Origin of the sequence: Paraburkholderia sp. NPDC080076 (genome assembly GCF_050281145.1) — a bacterium.
Classification (GTDB): Bacteria; Pseudomonadota; Gammaproteobacteria; order Burkholderiales; family Burkholderiaceae; genus Paraburkholderia.
In genome coordinates this window covers 539,468-565,639 of the sequence record NZ_JBNNWQ010000004.1, presented here as the reverse complement: position 1 = coordinate 565,639, position 26,172 = coordinate 539,468, and the positions used below count along the sequence as shown (strand labels likewise).

Below are 26,172 nucleotides of genomic sequence, written 5' to 3'. Positions count from 1 at the left end.
GAATGGAGAGAGCGATGCAGTTCGATGTCGTCACGCTCTTTCCTGACATGTTTCGCGCGCTGACCGACTGGGGTATCACCAGCCGTGCGGCGAAGCAGGAGCGCTACGGGTTGCGTACGTGGAATCCGCGCGATTTCACCACCGACAACTACCGCACGATCGACGATCGCCCGTACGGCGGCGGCCCCGGCATGGTGATGCTGGCCAAGCCGCTGGAAGACGCGATCGGCGCGGCGAAAGCAGCGCAGGCGGAGCAGGGCATCGGCGCGTCGCGCGTCGTGATGATGTCGCCGCAAGGCGCCACTCTGAATCACGACCGTGTCATGCAGTTCGCGGCCGAACCCGGTCTGATCCTGTTGTGCGGGCGCTATGAAGCGATCGATCAGCGTTTGCTGGACCGTGTCGTCGATGAAGAAGTCAGCCTTGGCGACTTCGTGCTGTCGGGCGGCGAATTGCCGGCCATGGCCTTGATGGATGCCGTGGTGCGTCAGTTGCCCGGTGTGCTCAACGACTCGCAGTCGGCGGTGCAGGATAGTTTTGTCGACGTGCTGCTGGATTGCCCGCATTACACGCGCCCCGAGGAATACGCTGGCGTGCGTGTGCCCGATGTGCTGCTCGGCGGCCATCATGCGGAGATCGAAGCGTGGCGTCGGCGGGAAGCCTTGCGCAACACGTTGAACAAACGGCCCGATCTGATCGTGAAGGCCAGAAAGAACAAGATGTTGAGCCGTGCCGACGAGGCATGGCTTGCGAGTCTCGCGAAGGAAGAGTCGAAGGCGTAAAGCCTTGGGTCTTTCGAGCGGACATTAGGCGGCGCCGCGCATGCGTGCACGGCGCCAGATGTGAACCCATCCTCTATCGGGGCCGTAGCCAAGTGTTTTCACGAGGCAGGTACGAACGTCGACAAGATGGACTTAGGAGTCAGTGATGAATCTGATTGCAATTCTCGAGCAGGAAGAAATCGGCCGCGCTCTCGGCGAGAAAACCATCCCCGAATTCGCTCCCGGCGATACGGTGATCGTCAGCGTGAACGTGGTTGAAGGCACGCGTAAGCGTGTTCAGGCTTACGAAGGCGTCGTGATCGCCAAGCGTAACCGTGGTCTGAATTCGTCGTTCATCGTCCGCAAGATTTCGTCGGGCGAAGGCGTCGAGCGTACGTTCCAGACGTACTCGCCGCTGCTGGCAAGCATCGTCGTGAAGCGTCGTGGCGATGTGCGTCGTGCGAAGCTGTACTACCTGCGCGACCGTTCGGGCAAGTCGGCCCGGATCAAGGAAAAGCTGGTCTCGAAAGACCGCGCTGCTTCCCAAGCGTAAATGCTGTAAGAAAAAGCACCCCTCGCGGGTGCTTTTTTGTTTGCCAGGTCAAAATAGCGGAATGTCCCCTATCCGCTCATTTCGAGAGACCCGTTGACCCGCCCCGTCTTTGAGCCTGAAACCCTGCCTGTCGAAGCGACAGGCGCCGATCTGCCGCCGGTGGCGGGCGCGCGTCTCACGCCTGATGGCCTGCGCGCCCGCTTCGAGCAGCGTCTTGCCTGGACCCCTGAGCTCGTCGTCGATGCGCCCTGGCGCGATGCCCACGCCGATCCGCGCGTCGCGGCGGTACTGGTGCCGCTGGTGGTCCGCGAGCACGGCCTGACCGTGCTGCTGACGCAGCGTGCCGACCATCTGAACGATCACGCTGGCCAGGTGAGCTTTCCAGGCGGCCGCCACGAACCGTTCGACGCCGATGCCACGGCCACCGCGCTGCGGGAAGCGGAAGAGGAGGTCGGCCTCGATCCATCGCGTGTGGAAATTCTCGGCGCATTGCCCGACTATCTGACGGGCACCGGTTTTCGTGTGACGCCGGTGATCGGCCTCGTGCATCCGCCTTTCACGGTAAAGGCGGACGCGTTCGAAGTGGCCGAAGTCTTCGAAGTGCCGCTCGCCTTCCTGATGAACCCCGTGCACCACGAAGTGCGCGTGTTCCGCTATGAAGGCGGCGAGCGCCGTTTCTTCGCGATGCCGTATCCGCGCGCCGCATCGGCTGAACCCGAGGAGAACGGCAGCGAAGTCGGCAGCCACTATTTCATCTGGGGTGCGACGGCGGCGATGCTGCGCAACTTCTATCGCTTCCTTGCGGCCTGAGTTGCACCGGACTGTGCAGTTGACAGGTGTTTGTCGACGTCCGCGCTCAGTGGCATCCGACCCTGTGCTATCGTTATAAAACAATCGTAAAACTCGAAAAGCACGGCGCATCGCATGACTTTTTTCTCCGTATTGCTGGCTCTGATCATTGAACAGGTACGCGCGTTGTCGCCGAACAATCCGGTGTCGGCGTTGCTTCAATACCATGCGGAGTCGGCGGCGCACGGATTCGATGCCGGCAAGCCGAAGCACGGCTTGCTCGCCTGGCTCGTGGTGGTGGTGCCCTGGACGCTGGTCGTCGCGCTCGTCTACTACGTGCTCTATCACATTCACTTTGCGCTGGCGTTCCTGTGGAACGTCGCGGTGCTGTACTTCACGCTGGGCTTCCGCCAGTTCAGCCACTACTTCACGGACATCCACCTCGCGTTGAATAACGACGACGTGCCGCGCGCGCGTGAGATCCTGAACGAATGGACCGGGCTCGATACCGTCGACATGCCTGTCAGCGAGATCGTGCGCCATACGTTGATTCATGCGGTGGTCGCTTCGCATCGGCACGTGTTCGGCGTGTTCTTCTGGTTTCTGATTCCGGTCGGCCCGGCGGGCGCGGTGCTGTATCGGATTGCCGAATATCTGGCGCGCACGTGGGCACGGCCGGTCGACGACCGCACGGTCGCGTTTTCGAGCTTCGCGCAGCGCGCCTTCTTCGTGATCGACTGGGTGCCGGCGCGGCTGACGTCGCTGGGCTTCGCGATCGTCGGCAATTTCGAAGACGCGATTTATGCATGGCGCAACCATGCGCGCCAATGGCCGGATGCGAACGACGGCGTATTGCTGGCCGCGGGCAGCGGTGCGTTGGGCGCGCGTCTGAGCGGGCCGCTGGCTGAACCGTCGAGCCTCGACGCGCTCGCCACCGGCGACGGCGGCCCGATGCAGGTCGGCGACGACTGCACGCCGCGCACGCTGCAATCGGCCGTGGGTCTTGTGTGGCGCGCGGTGGTGTTGTGGATGATTTTGCTGCTGATGCTGACGATCGCGGTTTGGCTGGCTTGACGCCGCTACGCTAAGTGCTGCTCGCTACGAAAAAAGCCGGACAAACAATGTCCGGCTTTTTTTATCCGCTCATGCCGCTGCCTCGATCAGCACGGTCAATAACGAGCCCTTCACCCATCCCGCGGATCGCGCGCCGTCCCACACTGCCAGCACACCGTAAACTGCGCTTCGAGCGTCTCACCACACTGACGACATCGCCAGCCAGGCGACCCTGCCGCCGGCCCATGCAACGCCGCGTCGATCAACCGCCGCGCCATCGCCTCATCGCGTTCGTCGACGAGCCAAAGCTCCGGCGAGCACTGATCCGCGGGAATATCACCGAGCGCGCCGTTCAGATAGCGGTTGTGCAGCTCGCAAGCAATGCCCGCGGTCGCCAGCACATTGACCCAATGCTGTCCGATGATCAGATTCGGCGCGCGCATCAGTTTCATGTCAGCGGACGATCTGACTGGCTTCATGCACGAGTTGCGCATACAACGCATGCCGTTCGCGGCGGATGCGGCCATCCGTCACCGCTTCGAGAATCGCGCAACCGGGCTCATGCAGGTGATGGCAATTGTAGAACCGGCAGTTCGGCAGCAACGGCCGGAACTCCGGAAACGCGCGCTCCAGCCGGCCTTCGGTCAAATGATGCAGGCCGAATTCCTGGAAGCCAGGCGAGTCGATCAACGCGCCGCCTTCGCCGTCCGCGCTGTCGGGCAGCGGATAGAGACGCGTGAAGGTCGTCGTATGGCGCCCGCTGTTCAACGCAGTCGAAATTTCGCGCGTGGCGACTTCGGCATCAGGAATCAGCAGATTCACGAGCGTCGATTTGCCCATGCCGGACTGGCCGAGCAACAGCGTCGAATGACCATGCAGATGTTCGATCAGCGCGGCACGCGCGGCTTCGGGCTGCATCTTGATCGACACTTCCACGACCGTATACCCCAGCGCGCGATACGATTCGAGCCGCTTGCGCGCGCCTTCGAGCGCTTCGGTCACGTCGGTCTTGTTCAGCACGATCAACGGCTTCAACTCGTTCGCCTCAGCGGCGACGAGTGCGCGCCCGAGCAGGTCTTCGCTGAAATGAGGTTCAGTGGCGAGCACGATCAATAGCTGATCGAGGTTTGCAGCGAACAGTTTCGACTTGTACTGATCCGAGCGATACAGCAGATTGCGCCGCTCGCCGATTTCGACGATCACGCCCTGGTCCGCCGAGGCCAGCTCATAAATCACGCGATCGCCGACCGCCACCTCGCTGCGCTTGCCGCGCGGAAAGCATTGGAGCATGGCGCCGCCGTGATCCGGTGCGACCAGATAGTGGCGGCCATGCGCGGCCACCACGAGGCCGCCTACGCGCGTGCTGGACGGCGCGCGCGGCGCTTTCGAGGAGCGGCCGCTCATGCGTGCCGCAGCAGGCGGTCGATCCGCTGCGACGCCGGCGGATGCGAATAGTAGAACGCGGTGTAGAGCGGATCGGGCGTCAGGGTCGACGCATTGTCCTCGTACAGCTTGACGAGCGCGTTGACGAGGTCTTGCGCATCGGTCTGGGTCGCGGCGAACGCATCGGCTTCGAACTCGTGCTTGCGCGAGCTGAGGCTGCCGAGCGGCGTCACGAAGAACAGGAACACCGGCAGCGCGAGGAAGAACAGCACCAGCGCGAGGCCGCTATTGCCGCCGATCAGCGACGGCCGCACGCCCAGCCCTTCGTAGAACCACACGCACTGCGTGAGCCAGCCGAGCAGGGCGAGCATCGCGAGACTGATCGCGAAGGTGACGAGCATGCGTTTGATCACATGACGGCGCTTGAAGTGGCCGAGTTCGTGCGCGAGCACGGCTTCGATCTCGCTGCCCGACAGGCGCGCGAGCAGCGTGTCGAAGAACACGATCCGCTTGGCCGCGCCGAAGCCGGTGAAGTAGGCGTTGCCGTGCGCCGAACGGCGGCTGCCGTCCATCACGAAGAGGCCCTTGGCGGCGAAGCCGCAGCGCTGCATCAGCGCCTCGATGCGGCTTTTCAGCGCTTCGTCCTTGAGCGGCTCGAACTTGTTGAAAAGCGGCGCGATAAACGACGGATACAGCACCAGCACGAGCATCTGAAAGGCGACCCACACGATCCACGTCCACAGCCACCACAGGCTGCCGGCCTGGTTCATCAACCACAGCACGACGAACAGCAGCGGCAGGCCGAACGCGGCGCCGAGCAGCACGCCCTTGATCCGGTCGACGAAGAAAATGCCTTTGCTCATGCGGTTGAAGCCGAAGCGCTGCTCGACCACGAACTGCCGGTAGTAATCGAACGGCAGGTCGATCGCGCTGGTGATCGCAATCACCGCCGCGACCAGTGCGATCTGGCCGACGTAACCACGGCCGAGCCAGTCGGAGATGCCCAGATCGAGCGCTTGCACGCCGCCGAGCAGCGTGAGGCCGATCAGCACCGCCGCGCTGACGACGATCTCGATCATGGTGAGGCGGGTGCGCTCGACGGTGTAGTCGGCGGCGCGCTGGTGCGCGGTCAGCGCGATGGTGCCGGCGAATTGGCTCGGCACCTGCTCGCGATGGCCGGCTACGAAGCGGATCTGCCGCGACGCGAGCCACAGTTTGGTGCCGACCATCGCCACGACGGCGATGACGAACAGAACAGTGAAGTACAGGGTAGGCATCCGGGGATTCCGTGGTATCTATGCGAGAATTATATGTTTCTTCCCGCCTCGCGGCGGGGGATGGGCTCAAACTAGCCCAAACCAGCTTAATCCAATCTCAAACGAACAATTGCCGCGGCAGGCGGGCTTGCAGAGAAGCCGTTTGCCCGGCCATCAGGGCTGCCTTCATGACTGACATCCTCGCATCCACCGAACAGCCGCCGCTCGTGCGCAGCGACATGAATCTCGTCTGGCTGGACATGGAAATGACCGGGCTCGAGCCCGACTCCGACCGCATCATCGAAATCGCGGTGGTGGTGACGAATTCGACGCTCGACAGGATGGTCGAAGGCCCGGTACTGGCGATTCATCAGAGCGACGAGACGCTCGCCAAAATGGATCAGTGGAATCAGAACACGCACGGCCGCTCGGGGCTGATCGACCGCGTGAAGGCGTCCACGGTGAGCGAGGCCGACGCCACCGAACAGATCCGCGATTTCCTGAGCGTCTACGTGCCGCCGGGCAAATCGCCGATGTGCGGCAACTCGATCTGCCAGGACCGCCGCTTCATGGCACGCTGGATGCCGGATCTGGAGCGCTTCTTCCATTACCGCAATCTCGACGTCAGCACGTTGAAGGAACTGTGCCGCCGCTGGCAGCCGGCCATCTACAAGGGCTTCCAGAAACGCGCGATGCACACGGCGCTGGCCGATATCCACGAGTCGATCGACGAGCTGAAGTACTACCGCGAGCACTTCCTGATCCCGTCGGCACCGGACGCCGCAGACGGCGCGGAATAAAACTGCGGAATAGCAGCAGTAGAAAAAGCGCGCCTAAGCCGGCCCGGGCGCGCGCTGCGCGTTCTTCGGCCGGAACGCCTTCACCACGTCGGCGTTGGTTTCCACGTACGGTCCGCCGATCAGGTCGATGCAGTACGGCACCGCGGCGAAAATGCCCGGCACCTTCACCGCGCCGCCTGCTTCGGCGTCGCGCAAGCCTTCCAGCGTTTCCTTGATCGACTTCGGCTGACCCGGCAGGTTGATGATCAGCGCCGCGTGCTCCGCCGTTTCGCGGATCACCGCGACCTGGCGCGACAGAATCGCGGTCGGCACGAAATTCAGGCTGATCTGCCGCATCTGTTCGCCGAACCCCGGCATTTCCTTGGTGGCGACGGCCAGCGTCGCCTCGGGCGTCACGTCGCGGCGCGACGGACCGGTGCCGCCGGTGGTCAACACCAGATCGCAGCCGACCTCGTCGACCAGTTCGGTCAGCGTGGCGGAAATCGTCGGCGCGTCGTCCTGAATCAGGCGGGTGACCACTTGCCACGGCGAGGTGAGGGCCGCGCCGAGCCATTCCTGCAAGGCCGGAATGCCTTTGTCCTCGTACACGCCGGTGGACGCGCGGTCGCTGATCGACACGAGGCCGATCACGATTTCGTCGGGGTGTTTACGTGCCGCCTTAGGCGTCGCGGTCGTCATCGTCGTCTTCGTCCAGTGCGTCGTCGGCATCGGAATCGGCCTCAGCGGACGGGCCGTCCGCGTTCTTGATCCACTGGAACAGTTCGCGGAAGTAGCGCGGCGGCTTGCTCTGCTGCGCTTCCTTGCGGGCGTTGCGGATCAGCGTGCGGCCCTGCTGCGGGTCGGCGTTCGGGTGCTGGCGGATGAACTCGGTCAGCGCGGCGTCGTCGGCGAGCAGCTTTTCGCGGGTGCGCTCGATCCAGTGGAGCTTGGCCGTTTCCGCCTTGTTGACGCCGTTATAGGTGTCGAGCGCGGTGCGCAGCGCGGCGGTTTCCTCGTCCAGCAGCGAGCGCATCACGCGCCCGACGTATTGCACCTGGCGGCGTTTGCCTTCGTGATCGGTGATGCGGCGCGCTTCGCGCACGGCGTCGTCGAGCTTTTCGGGCATCGGCATGCGCTTGAGCGCGTCTTTGGGCAGCGCGATCAGCGCCGAGCCCAGTTCCTGCAGCTCGTGCATTTCGCGCTTGAGCTGGGACTTGCTGGGACGGTCGTAGCCGTTCTCGTCGACTTCCGGCTCGGCGGATTCGATGGGTTGAATGCGGGTTTTGCGTGTCATTCCGATATTGTAGCGTGCCGCGCCCACCGCACCCGCGGTGCTGCCGCGCACTAGTGCCTCGCGCCTTGCGAAGCGATGGCGACGCGACGCTCAGGCGGCGGTGAGACGGCGGTGAGGCGAGGCGCAGCGAATGCCAGGTACGGCATCGCGTACCTTGCTATGATCGCGGGATACGTAATCGGACACAGGCGCGGACACAGGCGCGGACATCGGCGCGCGCAGGCGCCAGGCATGTGCGTAACCGGTGCGAACACAGCGAACACACTGGGCCACTCGGCCCCGAACAGGACGGCAACGACAATGGCAGCAGACATGGACGTCAAGCAGCGCTTTTTTCCGCATACCCAGGATGAACTGAAGGAAATCGCCTCGGACATCCTTCGTCACGCGAAGTCGCTCGGCGGTACCGACGCGGCGACCGAGATTTCCGAAGGCGACGGCCTGTCCGTCTCCGTGCGGCGCGGCGAAGTCGAGACGATCGAGCACAACCGCGACAAGATGGTCGGGGTGACGGTGTTCATCGGCAACAAGCGCGGCAATGCGAGCACTTCGGACTTCTCGTCGCAGGCTTTGAAGGACACGGTCGCGGCGGCCTACAACATCGCCCGCTTCACGGCGGAAGACGATTGCGCAGGTCTCGCCGAAGCGGAGTTGCTGGAAACGGCGCCACGCGATCTCGATCTCTATCACCCGTGGAATCTGTCCGCGGACGAAGCGGTGGAGATCGCCCGCCGCTCGGAAGACGCCGCGTTCGCGACCGATCCGCAGATCAAGAATTCGGAAGGCGCAAGCGTTTCGGCACAGCACTCGCAGTTCGTGCTGGCCACCTCGCGCGGCTTCCTGGCCGGCTATCCGTACTCGCGCCATTACATCGCGTGCGCGCCGATTGCGGGCAGCGCCCGCAACATGCAGCGCGACGACTGGTACACGTCCACCCGCAGCGCCGAAGAGCTGGCCGATCCGGAAGCCGTGGGCCGTTACGCGGCGCAACGCGCGCTGGCGCGCATCGGCGCGCGCGGTCTGGATACGCGCAAGGTGCCGGTGCTGTTCGAAGCGCCGCTCGCCGCGGGCATCCTCGGCGCCTTCGTGCAGGCCACGAGCGGCGGCGCGCTGTATCGCAAGACCTCGTTCCTCGTCGATAGCCTGGGCAAACCGGTGTTCGCTCCGCACGTGCAGGTGGTCGAAGACCCGCACGTCGCCCGTGCCATGGGCAGCGCGCCGTTCGACGAAGAAGGCGTGCGCACCAAACAGCGTTCGGTGGTGAAGGACGGCGTGGTGGAAGGTTATTTCCTGTCTACCTACTCGGCACGCAAGCTCGGCATGCAAACCACCGGCAATGCCGGCGGCTCGCACAATCTGTCGCTGCGGAGCTCGAATACGCGTCCGGAAGACGACTTCGAAGAGATGCTGCGCAAGCTCGGCACGGGCCTGTTGCTGACCGAACTGATGGGGCAGGGCGTGAACTACGTGACGGGCGACTATTCGCGCGGCGCGTCGGGCTTCTGGGTCGAGAACGGCAAGATCCAGTATCCGGTCGAGGAGATCACGGTGGCGAGCACGCTGCAGGAGATGTTCCACCACATCGTCGCGATCGGCGCGGATACGATCACGCGCGGCACCAAGCAGACCGGCTCGGTGTTGATCGAGCGGATGACGATCGCGGGGCAATAACAGGGTTTCAGCCGCTGTTCGGCGGGCCGGTTCATTGGCCTGCGGGCCCGTAGAAACGAAAAAGCCACGCAATTGATTGCGTGGCTTTTTTTATGTCAGGCGCCTTTGCGCTTGTACGTCACGAACGCGTAGTCGAAATCGTTCGGCGCATCGGCGCGATGCGTTTCATGCGCGACTTCTACCCACTCGTTTTCATCGAGTTCGGGGAATGTGGCGTCGCCTTCGAAGTCGGCGGAAATCTCGGTGATGATCAGCTTGTCCGCCTGCCGCAGACCTTCCGCATACAACTGCGCGCCGCCGATCAGAAACGCTTCCGGCGCCTGATCCTGAGCGGCGAGCTTGAGCGCGTCTTCGAGCGTGGTGGCCGCGTCGCAGCCCTGAAAGCGCCGCGTGGCATCCCGTGTCACGACGATGTTGCGGCGTCCCGGCAACGGCCGGCCGATCGACTCATGCGTCTTGCGGCCCATGATGATGGGCGCGCCCATGGTCGTGCGCTTGAAGAACGCGAGGTCTTCGGGAAGTCGCCAGGGCAACTGGTTGTCGCGGCCGATCACGCCGTTGTTGGCGCGAGCGACGATCAAGGTGAGCGTCGTCATCGAATGGAAAGGGGAACGTAACCGGACTGATTCTACCTGACGCGCGGCCCCGCGCCGCGGCGGCGGGTTTCGGCCCGGCGGCGGCCGGTGCGCATCGCATCTTCCAGATCGACGTGCGTCGCGGAAATGATCCGCACGTCGACCGGAATCGATTCGCGTCCGCCGAGCCGCTCGATCTTGCCTTCCTGCAAAAAGCGCAGCAGGCTCGCCTGGCTCTCGAGCGGCAGGTCGCCGATTTCGTCGAGCAGCAGCGTGCCGCCGTCGGCGGCTTCGACGCGACCGATCTTGCGTTGATTCGCGCCGGTGTACGCGCCGCGTTCATAGCCGAATAATTCGGATTGCAGCAGATGGTGCGGAATCGCGCCGCAATTGATCGCGATGAACGGCGCCTTGCGGCGCGGCGGAAAGCTCGCCAGATGGACGATGCCCGCGCAAGCCGCATCGGGATTCACCAGACGGCCCAGCTCATGCGCCGAGCGCGCCGCCACGACGTGCCAGCCGCGGCTTTTCAGATGGGCGATCAGCGCGCCGTCCGGTGTACGCGCGCGGCAAACGCGCTGCCGGATGCGGCAACGAGAACGGCTGCGGCACTAAGAGTGCGCTTCATGATTCGCTCCGATACTTTAAATGTCATCAGTTAAAAAAAAAGTGCCCGCCGGGGGACGGAGCACAAAACTGTTTGCCGTGGCATTACCGGCGCCGGCCGTCTGGTTGATCTGCACGATCCCGCTGACGTTCTTGAATGCATCGCTGGAGATGGTTGCCTCGCGTACGCTATGAACCCCGACTGATTGCCCGAGACCTCCGTTTTTCGGGGCCGTCGCGGATAGCTCCCCATCCGAGACGGTCTCGACTCCGAGCGCCGCAGTGCCCAATTGAGTGCTGTTGCGCTGCAGATTTCCTGCTCCGGCTGACTGGTTCACCAGCACGGCACCGGAAGAATTCGAGAAAGCATTGGCTTCGATCGACGCCCGCGCGTTCGTGACCTTCGCGGCCACCGTGGCGCTTTGCACGCTGGCGTTATCGTTGCCGACCACGCCACCGGTCGACACCGTGATCTGGTTGGCCTGCGCGTTGTTCAGACCGGCCGTTTCGTTGACGGCGAACGCGCCCGTCACGCCGGCTGCCGCGCCGTTGGCGATGGTCGAGGTCGCGCCGATCGTCGGCACCAGCTGCGCGTGGGCGTGGCTCGCCACCAGGGCGGCGCCCATGCAGACGCACAGCGCCGCTTGCAGCGAACGGAGCTTGAGTCGGCCAATGAGCGGATTCACGAGCGGGCTCATTTCAACCCTCCGAGCGCGTCGGTGAGCGTGTTCGACAGCGGTGCCAGCGCGCCCGTCACCGACGAGCTGATGGTCCCGCCGATGCCCGGCGCGGGCAGGCCGATGCCGCCGGAATTGAGCGCTACGTTGTTGCCGGTGGCTTTGCCGCTGAGGATCTGGGTGACCGCCTGCATGCCGGTGCCGCCGAGCATGCCGCCGGCTGCCACTCCGCTGGACCCGTGCGCATTCGTCAGATCGGTATTGCCCACGATCGTGGCGACCGCCGGATTGAATGAGTTGGCCGGGAAAGTGGTGGCGCGCACGGCGACCGGGTCCTGACTCTTCGGCACCGGTGCGAATGCATCGCGCGGTGTAATCGTGCGCTCGACGATGATGTCGACCGGATTGACGGCCTGCTGCGCGATGGCGTCGACGGTAAAAGAGGCGCTGAGCAGGACCAGGACGCTTGCCAGTGCCGCCGACAACGAGGTGTGCGCCGACACGCGCGACCTGAGTGCGCGCGGCGTCCGGATGGAGGTAGTCATGTCGGTCCTTGCTTGCGTCTTGTGTCTTCTTGTTCGCGGGTGGTGTGTCCGCCACACCGCCACCCCTGTTTTTTGCTTCGTTATTTTGTTCGGCTACTTTCTTTGGTAGTTGGCGACGTTGCCCTGTGCGGCGCGCGCCGCGTCGATCGGAATCGGCAAGGGCGAGGGCGGAGCGATCTCGTCCCACAGCGTCACGCTCTTGCCGCTGCCGCCGTTGCCGCGCATGAGTTGCGGTCTAGTGGCGACCATCACCATGCCGACCGCGCCGCCGCGTTGCCGCGAGAGCACCTGGTCGTCGAGCGAAAAATCGTTCATGGATGCACCATCGGCCGGAATGCTCAGCACGTTGGCGGCAAGCTGGGGGAAAGCGATGGCGGCGCGCGTCGTCGTGTCGGATGAAGAGGGCGCGGCGATCGCGGTGTTCGCGAAGGTGGCGGAGCCTGGGTCGGCGGATTCCGTCAGCGTGGCGGATGGAGCCTCTCCGGCTTCCTGTGCGTTGGCGCCAATGGGCAGCACGATTAGTGCGATTGCGGTGCAAAGTGCCGCGCATGGTGCAACCTTGCCCAGACCGATGCGGAAAGCGAGTCGCATGATGTGTCTCCTTGGTGCATGACATTTAGCGAAACGTGTGCCATCGCTCGCAATCCATTGATGCATCGGCAGGCGAGTCAAAACGCGGGAGTCACAATTGAGAAAACGGACAAAAACGTTTCAGCGTTGAAACGATGAGCAGGAAATACCTGTAATTCGTTAATCCGGCCGGTACGAACTACCATGGGGTCTACGCCAGGAAAAGCGCTTCCACTAATGATTTATTCGTCGGCTGAATAAGTCTTTATCGCCCGCGGAGCGGCGCTGGGTAAGGAGTGCGCGATTAAATTCGCATAATTGTTTTCCAAGCGGCGCGCGTATAGTAAGCTCTCGAAAAAGAGCTTCAGATTTAAAAAAGCCCGCTAACGGGCCGTCTCAAACACACACGCCGCTTTCTTGGGGATCAGCTGTCCGCACGGAATGGAATGGCCGTTCGGTTTTTGCTATATCGCGAATCCCGAACGAGTCAGCGTGTCTGAACTTGTTTCAGGTGCGTGCGTCATCCTTAACGTTCGTTGACGAGAGGATCTGAATAATGGAACCCGCAACGCGGCAACTGATTTACGTTTCGCGCGATCCGAGCGCGGAGCTGAATACTCGGTTTCACCAGCGCGGCTGGCATGTGGAAGTCGTAGGGTCGGCGCGCGACGTGCGCCGGGCAGTTCGCGCCGGAATGGCGGCTGGCGGCCTGCTTGATCTGTCTAGCGAATTTCAGCCACACGAAATCGCCGCCTTCGAATCCTGCCTGACCATGCCGAACGTCGGCTGGGTCGCCGCCACCATGCCGGGGCAATTGCAGGACGCCGCGTTGCGCCGGCTCGTGCGCGACTATTGTTTCGACTACGTGACGGTGCCGTACTCGGGCGACAGGATCGTCGATTCGGTCGGTCACGCCTACGGCATGATCTCCCTCGGCGAAACGGCTTCCAACGATGCCTCGCAAGGCGCCGAAGGCGAAATGGTCGGCTCGTGCGACGCCATGCTCGCGCTGTTCCGTTCTATCCGCAAAGTGGCGATGACCGACGCACCGGTGTTCATCTCGGGCGAATCGGGCACCGGCAAGGAACTGACGGCGGTCGCGATTCACGAACGTTCGGCGCGGCGCAATGCGCCTTTCGTGCCGATCAACTGCGGCGCGATTCCGCCGCATCTGCTGCAATCCGAACTATTCGGCTACGAACGCGGCGCGTTCACCGGCGCCAATCAGCGCAAGATCGGCCGGGTGGAAGCGGCGAACGGCGGCACGCTCTTTCTCGACGAAATCGGCGACCTGCCGCTCGAAAGCCAGGCGAGCCTGCTGCGCTTCCTGCAGGAGCGCAAGGTGGAGCGGCTGGGCGGGCACGGCGCGATCGACGTCGACGTGCGGATCATCTCAGCCACCCACGTGGATATGACCGCGGCGATGATCGAAGGACGGTTCCGTTCCGACCTCTACCACCGCCTGTGCGTGTTGCAGATCGACGAACCGCCGCTGCGCGCGCGCGGCAAGGATATCGAACTGCTGGCGCGGCACATGCTGGAACGTTTCAAGAAAGATGCAAGCCGCCGCTTGCGCGGCTTCGCGCCGGACGCGATCGCGGCGCTGCATAACTACGGCTGGCCGGGCAATGTGCGCGAGTTGATCAACCGCGTGCGGCGCGCCATCGTGATGTCGGAAGGGCGCGCGATCACGGCGCGCGATCTCGAACTCGCGGAATACGTGGAGATCGTGCCGGTGTCGCTCGCGCAGGCGCGTGAAGCGGCCGAACGTCAGGCGATCGAACTGGCGCTGTTGCGTCACCGCGGGCGTCTCGGCGACGCCGCGCAGGAACTCGGCATCTCGCGCGTCACGTTGTACCGGCTGCTGTGCTCGCACGGCATGCGCCATATGGAAGGGGAGCCGCTCGCCACGCCGCACGGCGAATTGCCGGCTTCGGTGCCGCATCTGTAAATCGTTTGACGGGCCTCGCGGGTCTCGTGGGCCGGTAAACGATTTCAGTGGTTCGTCCAGCGCGCATCGAGCGGTCCTGTGACTGGCCGCGTGCCGTCCTCTCGCCCCAACCTCGCACTACCTCGCGTCACCTTTCCCTCGATATTTTCGATGCCGCGCGCCGTGACCGGGCGTCGTCCCGTCGCGCTTGTTAAAATCGGGTTTTCCGCTCAATCTCCGTGGCGCCCGGATCGACCCGGTCAGCGTCTCGTCGAAGGAACCCGAATGAAACAATACCTCGACCTCGTCCGCACGATTCTCGACACCGGCACGTGGCAGGAGAACCGCACCGGCATCCGCACCATCAGCATGCCGGGCGCGATGTTGCGCTTCGACCTTCAGGAAGGTTTTCCCGCGGTCACCACGAAAAAGCTGGCGTTCAAATCGGCGGTGGGCGAACTGGTCGGGTTCCTGCGCGCCTCGCGCAGCGCCGCGGATTTCCGCGACCTCGGCTGCAAGGTGTGGGACGCGAACGCCAACCAGAATCCGCAATGGCTCGCGAATCCCTATCGCCAAGGGCCGGACGATCTCGGCGACGTGTATGGCGTGCAGTGGCGTCAGTGGCCGGCCTACAAGGTGCTGGACGCGACCGCGAGCGCGCAGCTTGCCGATGCGACTGCACGCGGCTTCCAGGTGGTGACCGAATTCGATGAAGACGGCAGCCGCAAAGTGCTGTTGTACAAAGCGATCGACCAGCTGCGCCAGTGCCTCGACACGATCATGCAGAACCCGGCCGATCGGCGCATTTTGTTTCATGCGTGGAATCCTGCCGTGCTGGATCAGATCGCGTTGCCGGCTTGCCACCTGCTCTATCAGTTCCTGCCGAACGTGGTGCGCAAGGAAATTTCGCTGTGCCTGTACATTCGCAGCAACGACGTCGGGCTCGGCACGCCGTTCAATCTGACCGAAGGCGCGGCGTTGCTGCATCTGGTCGGTCGTCTGACGGGGTACACGCCGCGCTGGTTCACCTATTTCATCGGCGACGCGCATATCTACGAGAATCAGCTCGACATGTTGCAGCAGCAGCTCACGCGCGAGCCGTACGAAAGCCCGGCCTTCGCGATCTCGGAGCGCGTGCCGGAGTACGCGAAAACCGGTGTGTACGAGCCGGAATGGCTTGAAAAGATCGAGCCGTCGGATTTCTCGCTGGTCGGCTACCGACATCACGAGCCGCTCACGGCGCCGATGGCTGTTTGATCGTCGGTCGGGTCGGTAAGCGGCCCGCTCGCAGGAAGAAAAACCGCAGCGATTCGCATCGCGGCGGTTTTTTTATGCTCCCTGCCAGTTGGCAGGCGGAAGATGCTCAGCCTTTGTGATGCTCGTCGCGGTTGCCGCCGCCCGAATGCTGTTCGCCGTGCTGCGGCTGCGCTTGAGGATGTGGCTGCTGCGCCTGCTGCGGACGCGGCGGCTGCTGCTGTTGCGGCTGCGGATGAAACTCCGGCCGAGGTTGTTGCTGCACCTGCTGCTGGCGCGGCTCGGGACGCGGCTGCTGTTGCTGTTGCTGTAGCGGCTGCGGATGAAACTCCGGCCGAGGCTGTTGCTGCGCCTGTTGCTGGCGTGGCTCGGGGCGCGGTTCCTGACGCGGCTGCTGCGTCGGTTGCTGCATGGGCTGCGGATGATATTCCTGACGCGGTTGCTGCTGCGCCTGGACTTCCGCCGGACGCGGCGCCTGCGGCTCAGGCTGACGCTGCGCTTGGACCTGCGGCTGCTGTGGCGGCCGAATCTCCTGCTGACGCGCCTGCTGCTGTTGTTGCTGGACCGCCGGGTTCTCGACCGGGCGTGGCGCGCCGTGTTGCTGCGCACCGGGCTGTTGCACGAACTCCGGCCGTCCCGCTTGCGGCTGCGGACCGCCGCGCTGCTGGGCTTGCTGTGCCTGCTGCGCCATCGGCGTATGCGGCTGAGTCCAGGCCGGCTCGTGCCGCCCGTTCACACCTGGCTGCTGACCCGCCTGCTGCGGCATGCCTCGCTGCTGCTGCTGTTGCCCCATCGCCGCCGGATTGCCGATGTTCGCTTGCGGCGGACGCGGCACACCGTTCGACGGATGTCCCATCTCACCAGGCTGCGGCCGCTGATTGGCGATTTGCGGCGGCATGCCCGGCCGCGCTTGCGGTTCGCCGCCATGCGGCGCCTCACCCGGCCGCTGTCCGGCCTGCTGCTGCATGCCGTTAGGTCCAGCAACCGGCGCGCCCGGCGCCATCCCCGGCGCACGTCCGGCGATATGCGACTGCACGACCCGCACGTTCTGCACCGGCAACGCGCTCGGTCCGCCCGCCATATGCGCCGGCACCGAGGTTCGCACGATAGGCTGACCGGCGCCCGGCACCCGCCCGCCGCTTTGCGCGAAACGCTGCGCGAGACTGTCGTGGTAAGCCGCCGGCATCGCCGGACTACGGGTCGCCACGACCGGACGCGTCATCACCGCCGCGGGTGGGCGGTAATTCGCGTTGCGCAGACCTGGCCCGAAGCTCTCGCGCACCGGCGCGATTCCCGGCCCGCCCGGGTTGATCTGCGCATTGCGCCATTGCCGCGGATCGACCTTCTGGGCGAAGCGCCCAACCGGCTGGCCGTGCACGAAGGCCGTCGCCGGCACCGCGGTCACGCCGCCCGGCGCGCGGTAGTTGATATACGTGTTGTGAATGTTGGTCACATTCACGTTGCGGTTGTAGTTGTTGACGATCGTCGTCCGGTTGACGCGGTTGTAGTAGCCCGGGCTCCAGTGATCGTGATTGCCCCAGTGCGGATGCCACGGTTCGCCTGGGCCGAGCGGGAACCACGCGACACCGGCCGCCACCGCTCCGCCGATCGCCAGATCCACGCCCCAGTTCACGCCGCCGCTACCGCCGCCCACGAAGGCGACGAGGGCCGGTGCGTAGACGGGCGGCTCGCTGACCGCGACCGGTCCCGGCACCCATGCCCACGTATCGTCGACCTGGGCCCAGCGACCGTAGTGATAGGGCGCGAAGCCCCACGGCGCGTCGTCGACCCAGGTCCAGCCCCACGGCGCCTGCCAGACCCAATGGCCGTCGTGATACGGCGCCCAGCCGGCGGGCGTACCGCGCGGCACCCACACTTCGCCGTACTGCGGCGTGCTTTGCCACGTGCCATTGGCGTCGAGATCCTGGTAGCCGGGAATGTCGCGCGACACGTAGCGTGCCGACACCGAGCGGTCTTCTGCAGCGTCGCGGCTGGCGGCCCACTGATCGAAGCCGTCGAGACCGGGTGCGCCGTTGTCGGCGGCCTGTTGCAGGTTGGTGCCGCCGAAGCGGATCTGCTGGCCGGCCGCGACCGGCACCTGGCCGCTGTCGCCGTACACCGTGGCGCCGCCGCTGCGCACGGTGACGGTCGTGCTGCTGCCGTCCGGCGCGACGTCGACGCGATAGTCGCCGGGGCCGTCCAGGCTGAGCGCGAGATTCGGCGTATCGATTTCATAGGACGAGCCGGGCGCGAGTTCACGCACGCGCGCCGACAACGTGCCCTGCGCGACTTTGAGCTGGGCGCTGTTGTCGTCGAGATTCAGTAGATCGAGGCTGGTGGACGGACCGAGGCGCACCGCAGTCGAGCCGATGTGCAGCTCCGAGCGCGCGTTCTGATCGTTCCATAACTGGTCGCCGGTGGTGAGCGGGCGGTTGATCTGCGCATACGACCAGTCGGTGGCGCCGGCCGGCTCGGTGGTCACGGCGCCCGCCGTGTAGTTCAGGCGCGCGACGCGGCCGGGCGGATCGGTATTCTGGGCGGCGGCGGCGTTCTGCGGCGCCTCCTGGATTTCCTGAGCGAAGGTGGCCTGGCCTGCAAAGAGGAACGTGGCGGCTGCGATCAGCGTATAGCCGATAACCCGGCGGTTCGAATGGCGGTGTGGGGTGACTGTTCTCATGATTTGGCTCCGACGGACGCGGCATCTTGCGGCATCCGTGCAGTCACTGTACCCGCGGCGTTTGTTTCAAGGCCCGCACTTTTGTAAGGCTGCCTCACCACCGTGTAACAAAAGGTCTCGATAAGGCGATTCGTAAGCTGATAGCCGATTTCCTGTAACCCGTCAGACCGTCGGGCGTGCCTCACGGGCGAGGAACGCATCGAAATGGCGGTGCCCGGCCGGCGTGATGCGAAGGATTCGCGGCCGTTCGGTGCGCTCGACCCAGCCATGCGATGTCCACGAATCCAGCAGCGCCGCGCCGAGGGCGCCGCCCAGGTGCGGACGCCGCTCGCTCCAGTCGGGGCAGGTGCAGGCAAAGCGGCGGCGCCGGCTTTTCTGGGCCGACATGTCGATGCCCCAGTCGGCGAGGCGGGCGGCGCCCTCGGCGGTGGCTTCCAGCGACGTGCCGTGCAGCGTCAGCAGACCGGCTTCGACCAGCCGCTCGAACACGCGCACCGACAATTCGCCGGCCATATGGTCGTAGCAAGTGCGCGCGTAACGCATGTCGAGCGGCACGGTGCGCACGGGTCGCGGCACGGGACGCTGCGGCGCACTGACTTGCGCGACATTGGCCAGCGCTTCGATCGACGCGGCGATATCCGGCGACGCGATCCGGAAATAGCGATGCCGGCCGCGCACTTCGAGCGCGAGCAGGCCGCCGTCGGTCAGGCGCGCGAGATGGGCGCTGGCCGCCGATGGCGAGAGCCCGGCGATCATCGTCAGTTCGCCGGCCGGGCGGGCGCTGCCGTCCATCAGCGCCCACAGCATGGCGGCGCGGCCGGGGTCGGCGAGCAACGCGCCGATGCGGCTCAAGCCGGGAAAGTGGTTCTGTTCGTCTGCGAGAGTGGCGGGCATTTGACGTCTCCGGAGGGCGGCGCGGTCAAGCGCGCCATGCAGTCCACTGTATCGGGCTGCGCGATTCGATGTTTCAGCTTAGCGTGAAGTGTTGAATGCAGCAGCTACGAAAACCTGGCAGGCGTCGTGGGAAGGGAAGGTGAGTACAGGCCCCAAAACGCGCTTTGGCGGCGCCGCGGGCCAGCATCGCTGCCGCTAGCCAAATCGCGATCTGGCGGCGCGCAGGACCGCCGTCGGTGCCGCACACCGTGCTTCAGTGCCGGGCACGGCTGCCAGGCTAGAATTAAAGTCTGTCCTAGCAGGAAACTCGCTGTCATGAAAACTCTTCTGGCCGTCGTTGCCTCGGCGTTGCTGCTCAGTGCATGTGCACAGGGCGGCGGCGGTTCGGGCGCGGGCACCGGCAGCATCACGATGTACGGCACCATCGACGAAGGCATCACGGTCCGCAAATAGGCGGCTGGCGCACGCCTCGACAGACAGCGGCCAGCGATTCCTCACGTGTGGCAGGAATTGATGCATCATTGTCATCTCTGCCATCGACGCTCATGTGACGATCAGGTCATCTCACTTCCGCCGCCCGGGACCTTTCGATGCCGCCGTCCGCCGCTTCCGCCGCTTCCGCCGCTTCCGCCGCTTCCGCCGCTTCCGCCGCTTCCGCCGCTTCCGCCGCTTCCGCCGCTTCCGCCATTCCCACCCATCCGGCCGGCCTGCGCGACTCCGATCCGCACGACCGGCGCGCCGCGCGCGTGCTGGCCGTTTGCCAGGCGCTGTACACGTCATCGGTATCGATCGATCTGACCTTGACCGGTCTGGTCGGCTACACGCTCGCCGACGACAAGGCGCTCGCCACGCTGCCGTTCTCGCTGATCACCGTCGCCGCCGCGCTGACGACGATCTTCGCGTCGTTCCTGATGGCGCGCATCGGCCGGCGCGCGGGCTTCGTGCTCGGCGCGGGTGTCGGCGCGCTCGGCGGGGCGGTTTCGGTGTGGGCGATCTTTCATCACAGTTTCTGGGCCTTCTGCGCCGGCACCGCGACGGTCGGCGTGTTTCAGGCGTTCGCGCAGTACTACCGGCTCGCCGCCGCCGATGCGGTCGGCGTCGAAGACAAAAGCCGCGCGATTTCGACCGTGCTGGCGGGCGGCGTGGTGGCCGCCATCTGTGGACCGCTGCTTGCCGCGTGGAGCAAGGACTGGCTGGCGCCGGTCGCGTTCGCGGGTTCGTATGCGTTGGTGACAGGCTTTGGGCTTTTATCGATTGCCTTGCTGGCGCTCCTGTATCGCGACGCGGCGCCCGTCGTGAGCACGGCGGCGACTCACGAGGCGGCGCGGCCGCTCGGCGAGATCGTGCGGCAGCCGATCTTCGCGGCGGCGCTCGCCAACAATGCGCTCGGCTACGCCGTGATGATGTTCGTGATGACCGCGACGCCGATCGCCGCGGTCGCCTGCGGGCACACGATCGGCGACGGCGCGGCGATCATCCAGTGGCACCTGGTCGGCATGTTCGCGCCGTCGCTCTTTTCCGCGCGGCTGATCAAACGCTTCGGCGTGCTGCGGGTGATCGGCGCGGGCATTGTGCTGTCGGCGCTGTGCGGTGTGCTCGCGTTGCGTTCGACCGATCTGCCGCATTTCTACGCGGCGCTCGCCTGTCTCGGCGTGGGCTGGAATTTCATGTTCGTCGGCGGCTCGACGTTGCTCGCGCAGTCGTACCGGCCGTCGGAGCGCGCCAAGACGCAAGCGACCAGCGAATTCACGACGTTCGCGTTTTCCGCGCTGGGTTCCCTGTTTGCAGGGCAATTGCTGGCGCGCTTCGGCTGGACGACGATCAACGTCGCGATTTTTCCGCTGCTCGCGGCGGCGGCGCTCGCCACGCTCGGCTATGCGTGGTCGCGTAAGCGGCAGTTGGCCGCGGAGGTGTCCTGATGGCGGTGCGTCATATCGTTTTCGCAGTCGCACCGGATCTGGTGCTGCTCGACGCTTGCGGGCCGCTCGAGGCGTTCTGGCGCGCTGAGTTGACGGTTGCCGGGATAGCGGGAGCGAGTGTCGCCAAAGCCGCGGAAAGCGAGGAGGGAGTCGCCAGCGATGAGGGCCGATCGGGCATATCGATCAGTTCGGCCAGTTCGGGACGCAGCACGCCACAACCCGTGGCCTACCGCACGACGGTCGCGTCGATCGACGGCGGCATATTGCAGACATTCCCCGGCCTGCCGATCGTCACCGAACGGCTCGATTCACTCGACGACCAGCCGATCGACACACTCATCATTCCCGGCGTCCCCGTCGACGAACACTGCACCTTGCAACCGGAACTCGTTGCATGGATCCGGCGCCATGCGCCGCGTGCGCGGCGGGTGTGCTCGGTGTGCACCGGTGCCTTCTATCTGGCGGCGGCGGGCCTGCTCGACGGCCGCCGCGCGACCACGCACTGGCGCGACGCCCCACGGCTCGCGCGCCGTTTTCCCAATGTCCATGTGGATGCCGATCCGATCTTTATCCGCGATGCCGGGCGTCACGAAGGCGATGGCGTCGTTTGGACCTCGGCGGGGGTGACGGCGGGCATCGATCTGGCACTGGCGCTGATCGAGGAGGACGTCGGCCATGCGGTCGCGATGCAGGCGGCGCGACGGCTGGTGGTCTTCATGAAGCGGCCCGGCGGCCAGTCGCAGTACAGCGCGGCGTTGGCGGCGCAGGCCTCGGCAAATGGGCCGTTCGAGGCCTTGCATAGCTGGATGGCAGCGCATTTACGCGACGACCTGTCAGTCGAACGGCTCGCCGAGCGAACCCGGATGAGCCCGCGCACTTTCGCGCGACGCTATGTCGACGAGGTCGGCCGCACGCCGGCTAAAACCGTCTCGGCGCTGCGGCTGGAAGCGGCGTCGCGCGAGCTCGCTGAATCGCGCCGGCCGCTCAAGCGAATCGCCCTCGACTGCGGCTTCGGCAGCGAACAGAACTTGCGGCGGGCATTTTTGCGGCGTTTCGGCGTGCTACCGCTCGATTATCGCGAGCGCTTCATGTCGGCGGTCGCGCCGCGAAGCGGGGCCATTTCCGAAGTCGCGTCCGAGATTGCCGAGGCGAGTTGAGCTGGCGTACAACGAAAGCTTATCGAAAGCTTAGGCCGCACTCCCACTGGAATTCTTCCGCGCACCGCATCCCACCCACGACGGGCCAATATTGCGCTCGTATAATCGCCTCCTTTCAATGCATCCGATTGACCGGAGTCAAGATGAGCACCCCTCCCGTAGCGCCGCTGGACCGTTCCGAAACCACTTTCCGCTTTCTGGCCGAGCCGAGCTCGGTCAACTTCGGTGGCAAGGTGCACGGCGGCGCGTTGATGAAGTGGATCGACGAGACGGCGTACGCGTGCTCGGCGGTGTGGTCGGGACGCTATTGCGTGACGGTCAGCGTGGGCAATATCCGCTTTCGCCGGCCGATTCTGGTCGGCAACCTGGTCGAGTTGCGCGCCCGGGTCGTGGCCACGGGCCGCACCAGCATGCACATTCATGTTTCGGTGCAGGCAGGCGATCCGAAGGGCGGCGAACTGCTGCAAACCACGGATTGCCTGATCGTGATGGTCGCCGTCAACGAGAACGGCCAGCCAGTGCCCGTGCCGGCCTTCGTGCCGGATACGGACGAACAGAAACGCCTCGCCAGGTACGCGATAGACGTGAAGGAAGCGCTAGACGCGATCGTCGAATTGAAGCCGGAAGAGGTGGCGCAGGGGAAGGTGTAGGCGGCGCCGCAAGTGCCGCTCGCGGGCCGCGCGAAGTCGATATCCGCGCGGCCTGCTGTTGTTTCGAATCACGCTGGAGCGCAGGGAGCGCCTCAGCTCCCGGCCAAGCCGGCCGCCCCCGTGCGTGATTATGCAGTCGATTAGCCCGCCGAATTGCCGACCATATCCTTCGGCTGCACCCATTCGTCGAACTGCTGCTCGGTGACAAAGCCGAGCGCGAGCGCCGAGGCTTTCAGCGTGGTGCCTTCCTTGTGCGCCTTCTTGGCGATCTTCGCGGCCTTGTCGTAGCCGATGTGCGGATTGAGCGCCGTCACCAGCATCAGCGATTCGTTGAGCAAGGTGTCGATGCGCTCGTGATTCGGCTCGATGCCGACCGCGCAGTTGTCGTTGAAACTGTGCGCGCCGTCGGCGAGCAGGCGCACCGATTGCAGCAGGTTGTGCGCGATCATCGGCCGGAACACGTTCAGTTCGAAGTTGCCGCTCGCGCCGCCGATATTCACCGCGACGTCGTTGCCGAACACCTGCGAGCACAGCATCGTCAACGCTTCGGACTGGGTCGGATTGACCTTGCCCGGCATGATCGAGCTGCCCGGTTCGTTCTCCGGAATCGACAGTTCGCCCAGCCCGCAGCGCGGACCGCTTGCCAGCCAACGGACGTCGTTGGCGATCTTGTTCAGGCTCGCCGCCACCGTCTTCAACGCGCCATGCGCGAACACCAGCGCGTCGGCCGCGGCCATCACTTCGAATTTGTTCGGTGCCGAGACAAACGGCAAACCGGTCAGCTTGCCGATGGCGGCCGCGACCTTGTCAGCGAACTGCGGATGCGCGTTCAAACCGGTGCCGACCGCGGTGCCGCCCTGCGCGAGTTCGTACAGATGCGGCAGCGCCGATTCCACGTGACGGATGCCGTGCTCGAGTTGCGCGACGTAGCCTGAAAACTCCTGGCCGAGCGTGAGCGGCGTGGCGTCCTGCAAATGCGTGCGGCCGATCTTGACGATGTCGACGAAAGCTTTCGCCTTGCCGTCGAGCGTATCGCGCAGCGTCTTCAGCGCCGGCAGCAGATGCTTGACGATCGCATACGCCGCGGCCACGTGCATGGCGGTCGGAAACACGTCGTTCGACGACTGGCCGCGATTCACGTCGTCGTTCGGATGCACCTTGCGCGCTTCGCCGCGCTCGCCGCCGAGCAGTTCGCTCGCGCGATTCGCGATCACCTCGTTGAGGTTCATGTTGGTCTGCGTGCCGGAGCCGGTCTGCCACACGGCGAGCGGAAATTCATCCGGATGCTTGCCGTCGATGATCTCGTCGGCGGCCTGCATGATCGCCTTCGCCTTGCTTTCGTCGAGCACGCCGAGGCCCAGGTTGACTTCGGCGGCGGCGCGCTTGATGACGGCCAGCGCGGTGATCAGTTCAGGCGATTGCTTCTCGGTCGAAATGCGGAAATTCTGCAGCGAGCGCTGAGTCTGCGCGCCCCATAGACGAGCGTTCGGCACGGCGATCTCGCCGAACGTGTCACGCTCCATTCGTACGTCTTCTGTCATGTTCCACTCCGCTGTTCAAAGTTCTGCGTTGACGGGCAATAGGGAGAATAGACCTGTTAGCGCATTCCGGTACAAACCGGCCTGCGGATCGAATATGTAGGTGCGGCGCATGCCGTTTTCGACGTCGGTCCACACGAGCGGCGAGAGCGGTGCGCCGATCGAGCGCAGATAAGCGAACTGCGCCTCGTCCGCGAGCGTGACGCGATAGCTTTCCTCGGGTCCGGTGGCGCGACCGAAGATTTGCGCGACCTGTTCGGCGAGCGGCGGGCTGTGGATCACCAGCGCCAGTTCGGTGTTCAGATTGGCCGAACGCGGATCGAGGTTCATCGAGCCGATCACCAGAATCTTGCGATCGATCACATACGTCTTGGCATGGAGACTGGCGCGCGAACGCGAGCCGGCAACGCCCGCGGTCGGCGTGTTCTGCTGCGGCTTGAATTCGTATAACTCGACGCCCTGTTTCAGGAGCGGCACGCGATACGGACTGTAGCCCGCCTGCACGGCGACCGCGTCGGTGGCGGCGAGCGAATTGGTCAGCACGGCGATGCGAACGCCGCGATGCGTCAGTTCGCCGGCCGCCTTGACGCCCGCATCGTGCGGCACGAAGTAGGGCGAAATGATCAGGAAGTCTTTCTGCGCATCGCGCATCAATTCGCCGAGCCGCTGCATCGGCGGACTCACATAATCCGGCGACGGATGCACGATCTTCTCGGGCAAGTCCGCTTTGAACTCGGCCGGGGCCCAGGTCAAGCCGAGTTGATCGTTGGCGATCTGCGAGGCGAGCGGAGTGGCGTTCAGCGGTTTTGCGTTGTACGGATCGGCGTTGGTGCGCCAGTGCTGACGCAACTCGTCGCGCGTCTGGTCCAATTCCTTTGCGTCGAACTTCTGCTTGTTCAGCACGCGCAACGGATAGGCGATGCTGCTGTTCCAGTAGTCGTCGAAACTCGCGGAGACGTCGGCGGTGATCGGGCCGGCGGCCAGCACGTCGAGATCGCGGAACTGCAGCGTTTCGCTCGCGCTGAAATATTCGTCGCCGAGATTGCGGCCGCCCACGATCGCGATCTGGTTGTCCGCGATCATCGCCTTGTTATGCATGCGGCGCGTGAAATGGCCGATCTGCGTGAACACGTTGGTGGTGCGTTCGAACACGCCTTCCTGCGCGCTGCCGAACGGATTGAAGACGCGAATCTCGATGTTGTCGTGCGAGTTCAAGCCCGCCATCACGCGGTCGATGTCCTTGAAATTCAGGTCGTCGACCAGCATGCGCACCCGCACGCCGTGATCGGCCGCATAGAGCGCGGCGCCGAGCAGCAGCTTGCCGGTGGTGTCCTCGTTGGCGATGTAGTACTGCATGTCGAGCGTTCTGGTCGCGGCGCGCGCGAGCGCGATGCGCATCTGCAACGCGTCGGTGCCGCTCGCGAGAACCCGGAAGCCGGATTGACCCGGATGTGCCGCTTCGAGCGGCGTGAGCGCCGTGTGCAGCGGAGTCGTTTCCGTGGCGGGGAGTGCGTGAGTGACCTCGCGGTCGAATGCGGTGGCGGGCGGCCTGGTCGCGCAGGCAGTCAAAAATACCGTTGCGCAACACAGCAGGAAGAATTGTCTCGTTGTCCCCCAAGGGGACTTCCTTCGGGGCATGCT

25 protein-coding genes and 1 pseudogene are annotated in these 26,172 nt (G+C 64.7%); 12 read left to right on the top strand and 14 right to left on the bottom strand.

The window, feature by feature from the left end; translation table 11 throughout:
• The first annotated feature begins 14 nt into the window (after positions 1 to 14).
• The 4 genes from trmD (at position 15) to ACQKRQ_RS19590 (ending at position 3,177) form a co-directional block, all read left to right on the top strand.
• A complete protein-coding gene (gene trmD, locus ACQKRQ_RS19605) occupies positions 15 to 782 on the top strand; it encodes a tRNA (guanosine(37)-N1)-methyltransferase TrmD (protein ID WP_132373527.1) in 768 nt (255 codons plus the stop codon).
• A gap of 145 nt (positions 783 to 927) precedes the next feature.
• A complete protein-coding gene (gene rplS / locus ACQKRQ_RS19600) occupies positions 928 to 1,314 on the top strand; it encodes a 50S ribosomal protein L19 (protein WP_074765043.1) in 387 nt (128 codons plus the stop codon).
• Between the two features lie 93 nt (positions 1,315 to 1,407).
• Positions 1,408 to 2,124: a CoA pyrophosphatase gene (locus tag ACQKRQ_RS19595; RefSeq protein WP_427478856.1), complete on the top strand. Its 717-nt coding sequence runs from the start codon at positions 1,408 to 1,410 to the stop codon at positions 2,122 to 2,124.
• Between the two features lie 114 nt (positions 2,125 to 2,238).
• A complete protein-coding gene (locus ACQKRQ_RS19590; protein WP_012433946.1) occupies positions 2,239 to 3,177 on the top strand; it encodes a CobD/CbiB family protein in 939 nt (312 codons plus the stop codon).
• A 110-nt stretch (positions 3,178 to 3,287) separates the two neighbouring features.
• Here ACQKRQ_RS19590 and ACQKRQ_RS19585 read toward each other — a convergent pair whose 3' ends face one another.
• Genes ACQKRQ_RS19585 through ACQKRQ_RS19575 form a run of 3 tightly spaced genes read right to left on the bottom strand, consistent with a single transcriptional unit; the run spans position 3,288 to position 5,816 of the window.
• Positions 3,288 to 3,608, bottom strand: coding sequence for a putative signal transducing protein (locus ACQKRQ_RS19585; RefSeq protein ID WP_408290562.1), 321 nt, complete (start codon positions 3,606 to 3,608; stop codon positions 3,288 to 3,290).
• Between the two features lies 1 nt (position 3,609).
• Complete coding sequence (gene rsgA, locus ACQKRQ_RS19580; RefSeq protein WP_427478854.1) at positions 3,610 to 4,560, bottom strand: ribosome small subunit-dependent GTPase A; 951 nt, start codon at positions 4,558 to 4,560, stop codon at positions 3,610 to 3,612.
• Complete coding sequence (locus tag ACQKRQ_RS19575; RefSeq protein WP_132373530.1) at positions 4,557 to 5,816, bottom strand: M48 family metallopeptidase; 1,260 nt, start codon at positions 5,814 to 5,816, stop codon at positions 4,557 to 4,559. The genes rsgA and ACQKRQ_RS19575 overlap by 4 nt, the downstream gene beginning before the upstream one ends.
• A 167-nt stretch (positions 5,817 to 5,983) precedes the next feature.
• On the opposite strand from ACQKRQ_RS19575, the gene orn reads away from it, so the two are divergent.
• On the top strand, positions 5,984 to 6,595 hold the full coding sequence (gene orn / locus ACQKRQ_RS19570) for an oligoribonuclease (protein WP_408181083.1): 612 nt from the start codon (positions 5,984 to 5,986) through the stop codon (positions 6,593 to 6,595).
• A 33-nt stretch (positions 6,596 to 6,628) separates the two neighbouring features.
• On the opposite strand, the gene mog is transcribed toward orn, so the two are convergent.
• Together mog and yjgA are read right to left on the bottom strand one after the other, a co-directional pair.
• Positions 6,629 to 7,273: a molybdopterin adenylyltransferase gene (gene mog / locus ACQKRQ_RS19565; RefSeq protein ID WP_427478852.1), complete on the bottom strand. Its 645-nt coding sequence runs from the start codon at positions 7,271 to 7,273 to the stop codon at positions 6,629 to 6,631.
• Positions 7,254 to 7,868 (bottom strand): ribosome biogenesis factor YjgA, encoded by a 615-nt coding sequence (gene yjgA / locus ACQKRQ_RS19560; protein ID WP_132376822.1) that lies wholly within the window; start codon positions 7,866 to 7,868, stop codon positions 7,254 to 7,256. Before yjgA ends, mog begins: the two co-directional genes overlap by 20 nt.
• 300 nt (positions 7,869 to 8,168) lie before the next feature.
• On the opposite strand from yjgA, the gene pmbA reads away from it, so the two are divergent.
• Entirely contained in the window at positions 8,169 to 9,539 is a 1,371-nt protein-coding gene (pmbA, locus tag ACQKRQ_RS19555) for a metalloprotease PmbA (RefSeq protein WP_132373533.1), read from the top strand.
• 95 nt (positions 9,540 to 9,634) lie between these two features.
• Here the strand turns inward: pmbA and ACQKRQ_RS19550 are convergent, their stop codons facing one another.
• The 5 genes and pseudogenes from ACQKRQ_RS19550 to ACQKRQ_RS19530 all read right to left on the bottom strand — a co-directional run bounded on the left by ACQKRQ_RS19550 (position 9,635) and on the right by ACQKRQ_RS19530 (position 12,533).
• Positions 9,635 to 10,135: a dihydrofolate reductase gene (locus tag ACQKRQ_RS19550; protein ID WP_132373534.1), complete on the bottom strand. Its 501-nt coding sequence runs from the start codon at positions 10,133 to 10,135 to the stop codon at positions 9,635 to 9,637.
• A 56-nt stretch (positions 10,136 to 10,191) separates the two neighbouring features.
• A pseudogene (locus tag ACQKRQ_RS19545) lies at positions 10,192 to 10,533 on the bottom strand (sigma-54 factor interaction domain-containing protein); the annotation flags it as partial.
• 225 nt (positions 10,534 to 10,758) lie between these two features.
• On the bottom strand, positions 10,759 to 11,418 hold the full coding sequence (locus tag ACQKRQ_RS19540; protein ID WP_427478849.1) for a hypothetical protein: 660 nt from the start codon (positions 11,416 to 11,418) through the stop codon (positions 10,759 to 10,761).
• Positions 11,415 to 11,942, bottom strand: a complete 528-nt coding sequence (locus ACQKRQ_RS19535) for a hypothetical protein (protein ID WP_427478848.1) — start codon at positions 11,940 to 11,942, stop codon at positions 11,415 to 11,417. The genes ACQKRQ_RS19540 and ACQKRQ_RS19535 overlap by 4 nt, the downstream gene beginning before the upstream one ends.
• Positions 11,943 to 12,035: 93 nt before the next feature.
• Positions 12,036 to 12,533 carry a hypothetical protein gene (locus ACQKRQ_RS19530; RefSeq protein WP_427478846.1) on the bottom strand — a complete coding sequence of 166 codons (498 nt, stop codon included), beginning with the start codon at positions 12,531 to 12,533 and terminating at the stop codon, positions 12,036 to 12,038.
• 535 nt (positions 12,534 to 13,068) lie between these two features.
• On the opposite strand from ACQKRQ_RS19530, the gene ACQKRQ_RS19525 reads away from it, so the two are divergent.
• Together ACQKRQ_RS19525 and ACQKRQ_RS19520 are read left to right on the top strand one after the other, a co-directional pair.
• The gene (locus ACQKRQ_RS19525; RefSeq protein WP_106283797.1) at positions 13,069 to 14,463 is read left to right on the top strand and encodes a sigma-54 dependent transcriptional regulator; all 1,395 of its coding nucleotides are present in this window, start codon (positions 13,069 to 13,071) and stop codon (positions 14,461 to 14,463) included.
• 264 nt (positions 14,464 to 14,727) lie between these two features.
• Positions 14,728 to 15,699 carry a thymidylate synthase gene (locus ACQKRQ_RS19520; RefSeq protein WP_408181077.1) on the top strand — a complete coding sequence of 324 codons (972 nt, stop codon included), beginning with the start codon at positions 14,728 to 14,730 and terminating at the stop codon, positions 15,697 to 15,699.
• A 106-nt stretch (positions 15,700 to 15,805) separates the two neighbouring features.
• On the opposite strand, the gene ACQKRQ_RS19515 is transcribed toward ACQKRQ_RS19520, so the two are convergent.
• Complete coding sequence (locus tag ACQKRQ_RS19515; protein ID WP_427478842.1) at positions 15,806 to 18,373, bottom strand: DUF6600 domain-containing protein; 2,568 nt, start codon at positions 18,371 to 18,373, stop codon at positions 15,806 to 15,808.
• 162 nt (positions 18,374 to 18,535) lie between these two features.
• Complete coding sequence (locus ACQKRQ_RS19510) at positions 18,536 to 19,267, bottom strand: ArsR/SmtB family transcription factor (protein ID WP_427478840.1); 732 nt, start codon at positions 19,265 to 19,267, stop codon at positions 18,536 to 18,538.
• Between the two features lie 315 nt (positions 19,268 to 19,582).
• Here ACQKRQ_RS19510 and ACQKRQ_RS19505 point away from each other — a divergent pair, with 315 nt between their 5' ends.
• From ACQKRQ_RS19505 to ACQKRQ_RS19490, 4 genes are all read left to right on the top strand, one after another.
• Positions 19,583 to 19,720 carry a hypothetical protein gene (locus ACQKRQ_RS19505; RefSeq protein ID WP_408290530.1) on the top strand — a complete coding sequence of 46 codons (138 nt, stop codon included), beginning with the start codon at positions 19,583 to 19,585 and terminating at the stop codon, positions 19,718 to 19,720.
• A 137-nt stretch (positions 19,721 to 19,857) separates the two neighbouring features.
• Positions 19,858 to 21,186: an MFS transporter gene (locus ACQKRQ_RS19500; protein WP_427478837.1), complete on the top strand. Its 1,329-nt coding sequence runs from the start codon at positions 19,858 to 19,860 to the stop codon at positions 21,184 to 21,186.
• Positions 21,186 to 22,343, top strand: a complete 1,158-nt coding sequence (locus ACQKRQ_RS19495; protein ID WP_427478835.1) for a GlxA family transcriptional regulator — start codon at positions 21,186 to 21,188, stop codon at positions 22,341 to 22,343. The genes ACQKRQ_RS19500 and ACQKRQ_RS19495 overlap by 1 nt, the downstream gene beginning before the upstream one ends.
• 143 nt (positions 22,344 to 22,486) lie before the next feature.
• Positions 22,487 to 22,993 (top strand): acyl-CoA thioesterase, encoded by a 507-nt coding sequence (locus ACQKRQ_RS19490; protein ID WP_132373541.1) that lies wholly within the window; start codon positions 22,487 to 22,489, stop codon positions 22,991 to 22,993.
• 140 nt (positions 22,994 to 23,133) lie between these two features.
• Here ACQKRQ_RS19490 and fumC read toward each other — a convergent pair whose 3' ends face one another.
• Positions 23,134 to 24,534, bottom strand: coding sequence for a class II fumarate hydratase (gene fumC, locus ACQKRQ_RS19485; protein WP_132373542.1), 1,401 nt, complete (start codon positions 24,532 to 24,534; stop codon positions 23,134 to 23,136).
• A gap of 15 nt (positions 24,535 to 24,549) precedes the next feature.
• Positions 24,550 to 26,169 carry a phospholipase D family protein gene (locus ACQKRQ_RS19480; protein WP_427478833.1) on the bottom strand — a complete coding sequence of 540 codons (1,620 nt, stop codon included), beginning with the start codon at positions 26,167 to 26,169 and terminating at the stop codon, positions 24,550 to 24,552.
• Between the last annotated feature and the right edge of the window lie 3 nt (positions 26,170 to 26,172).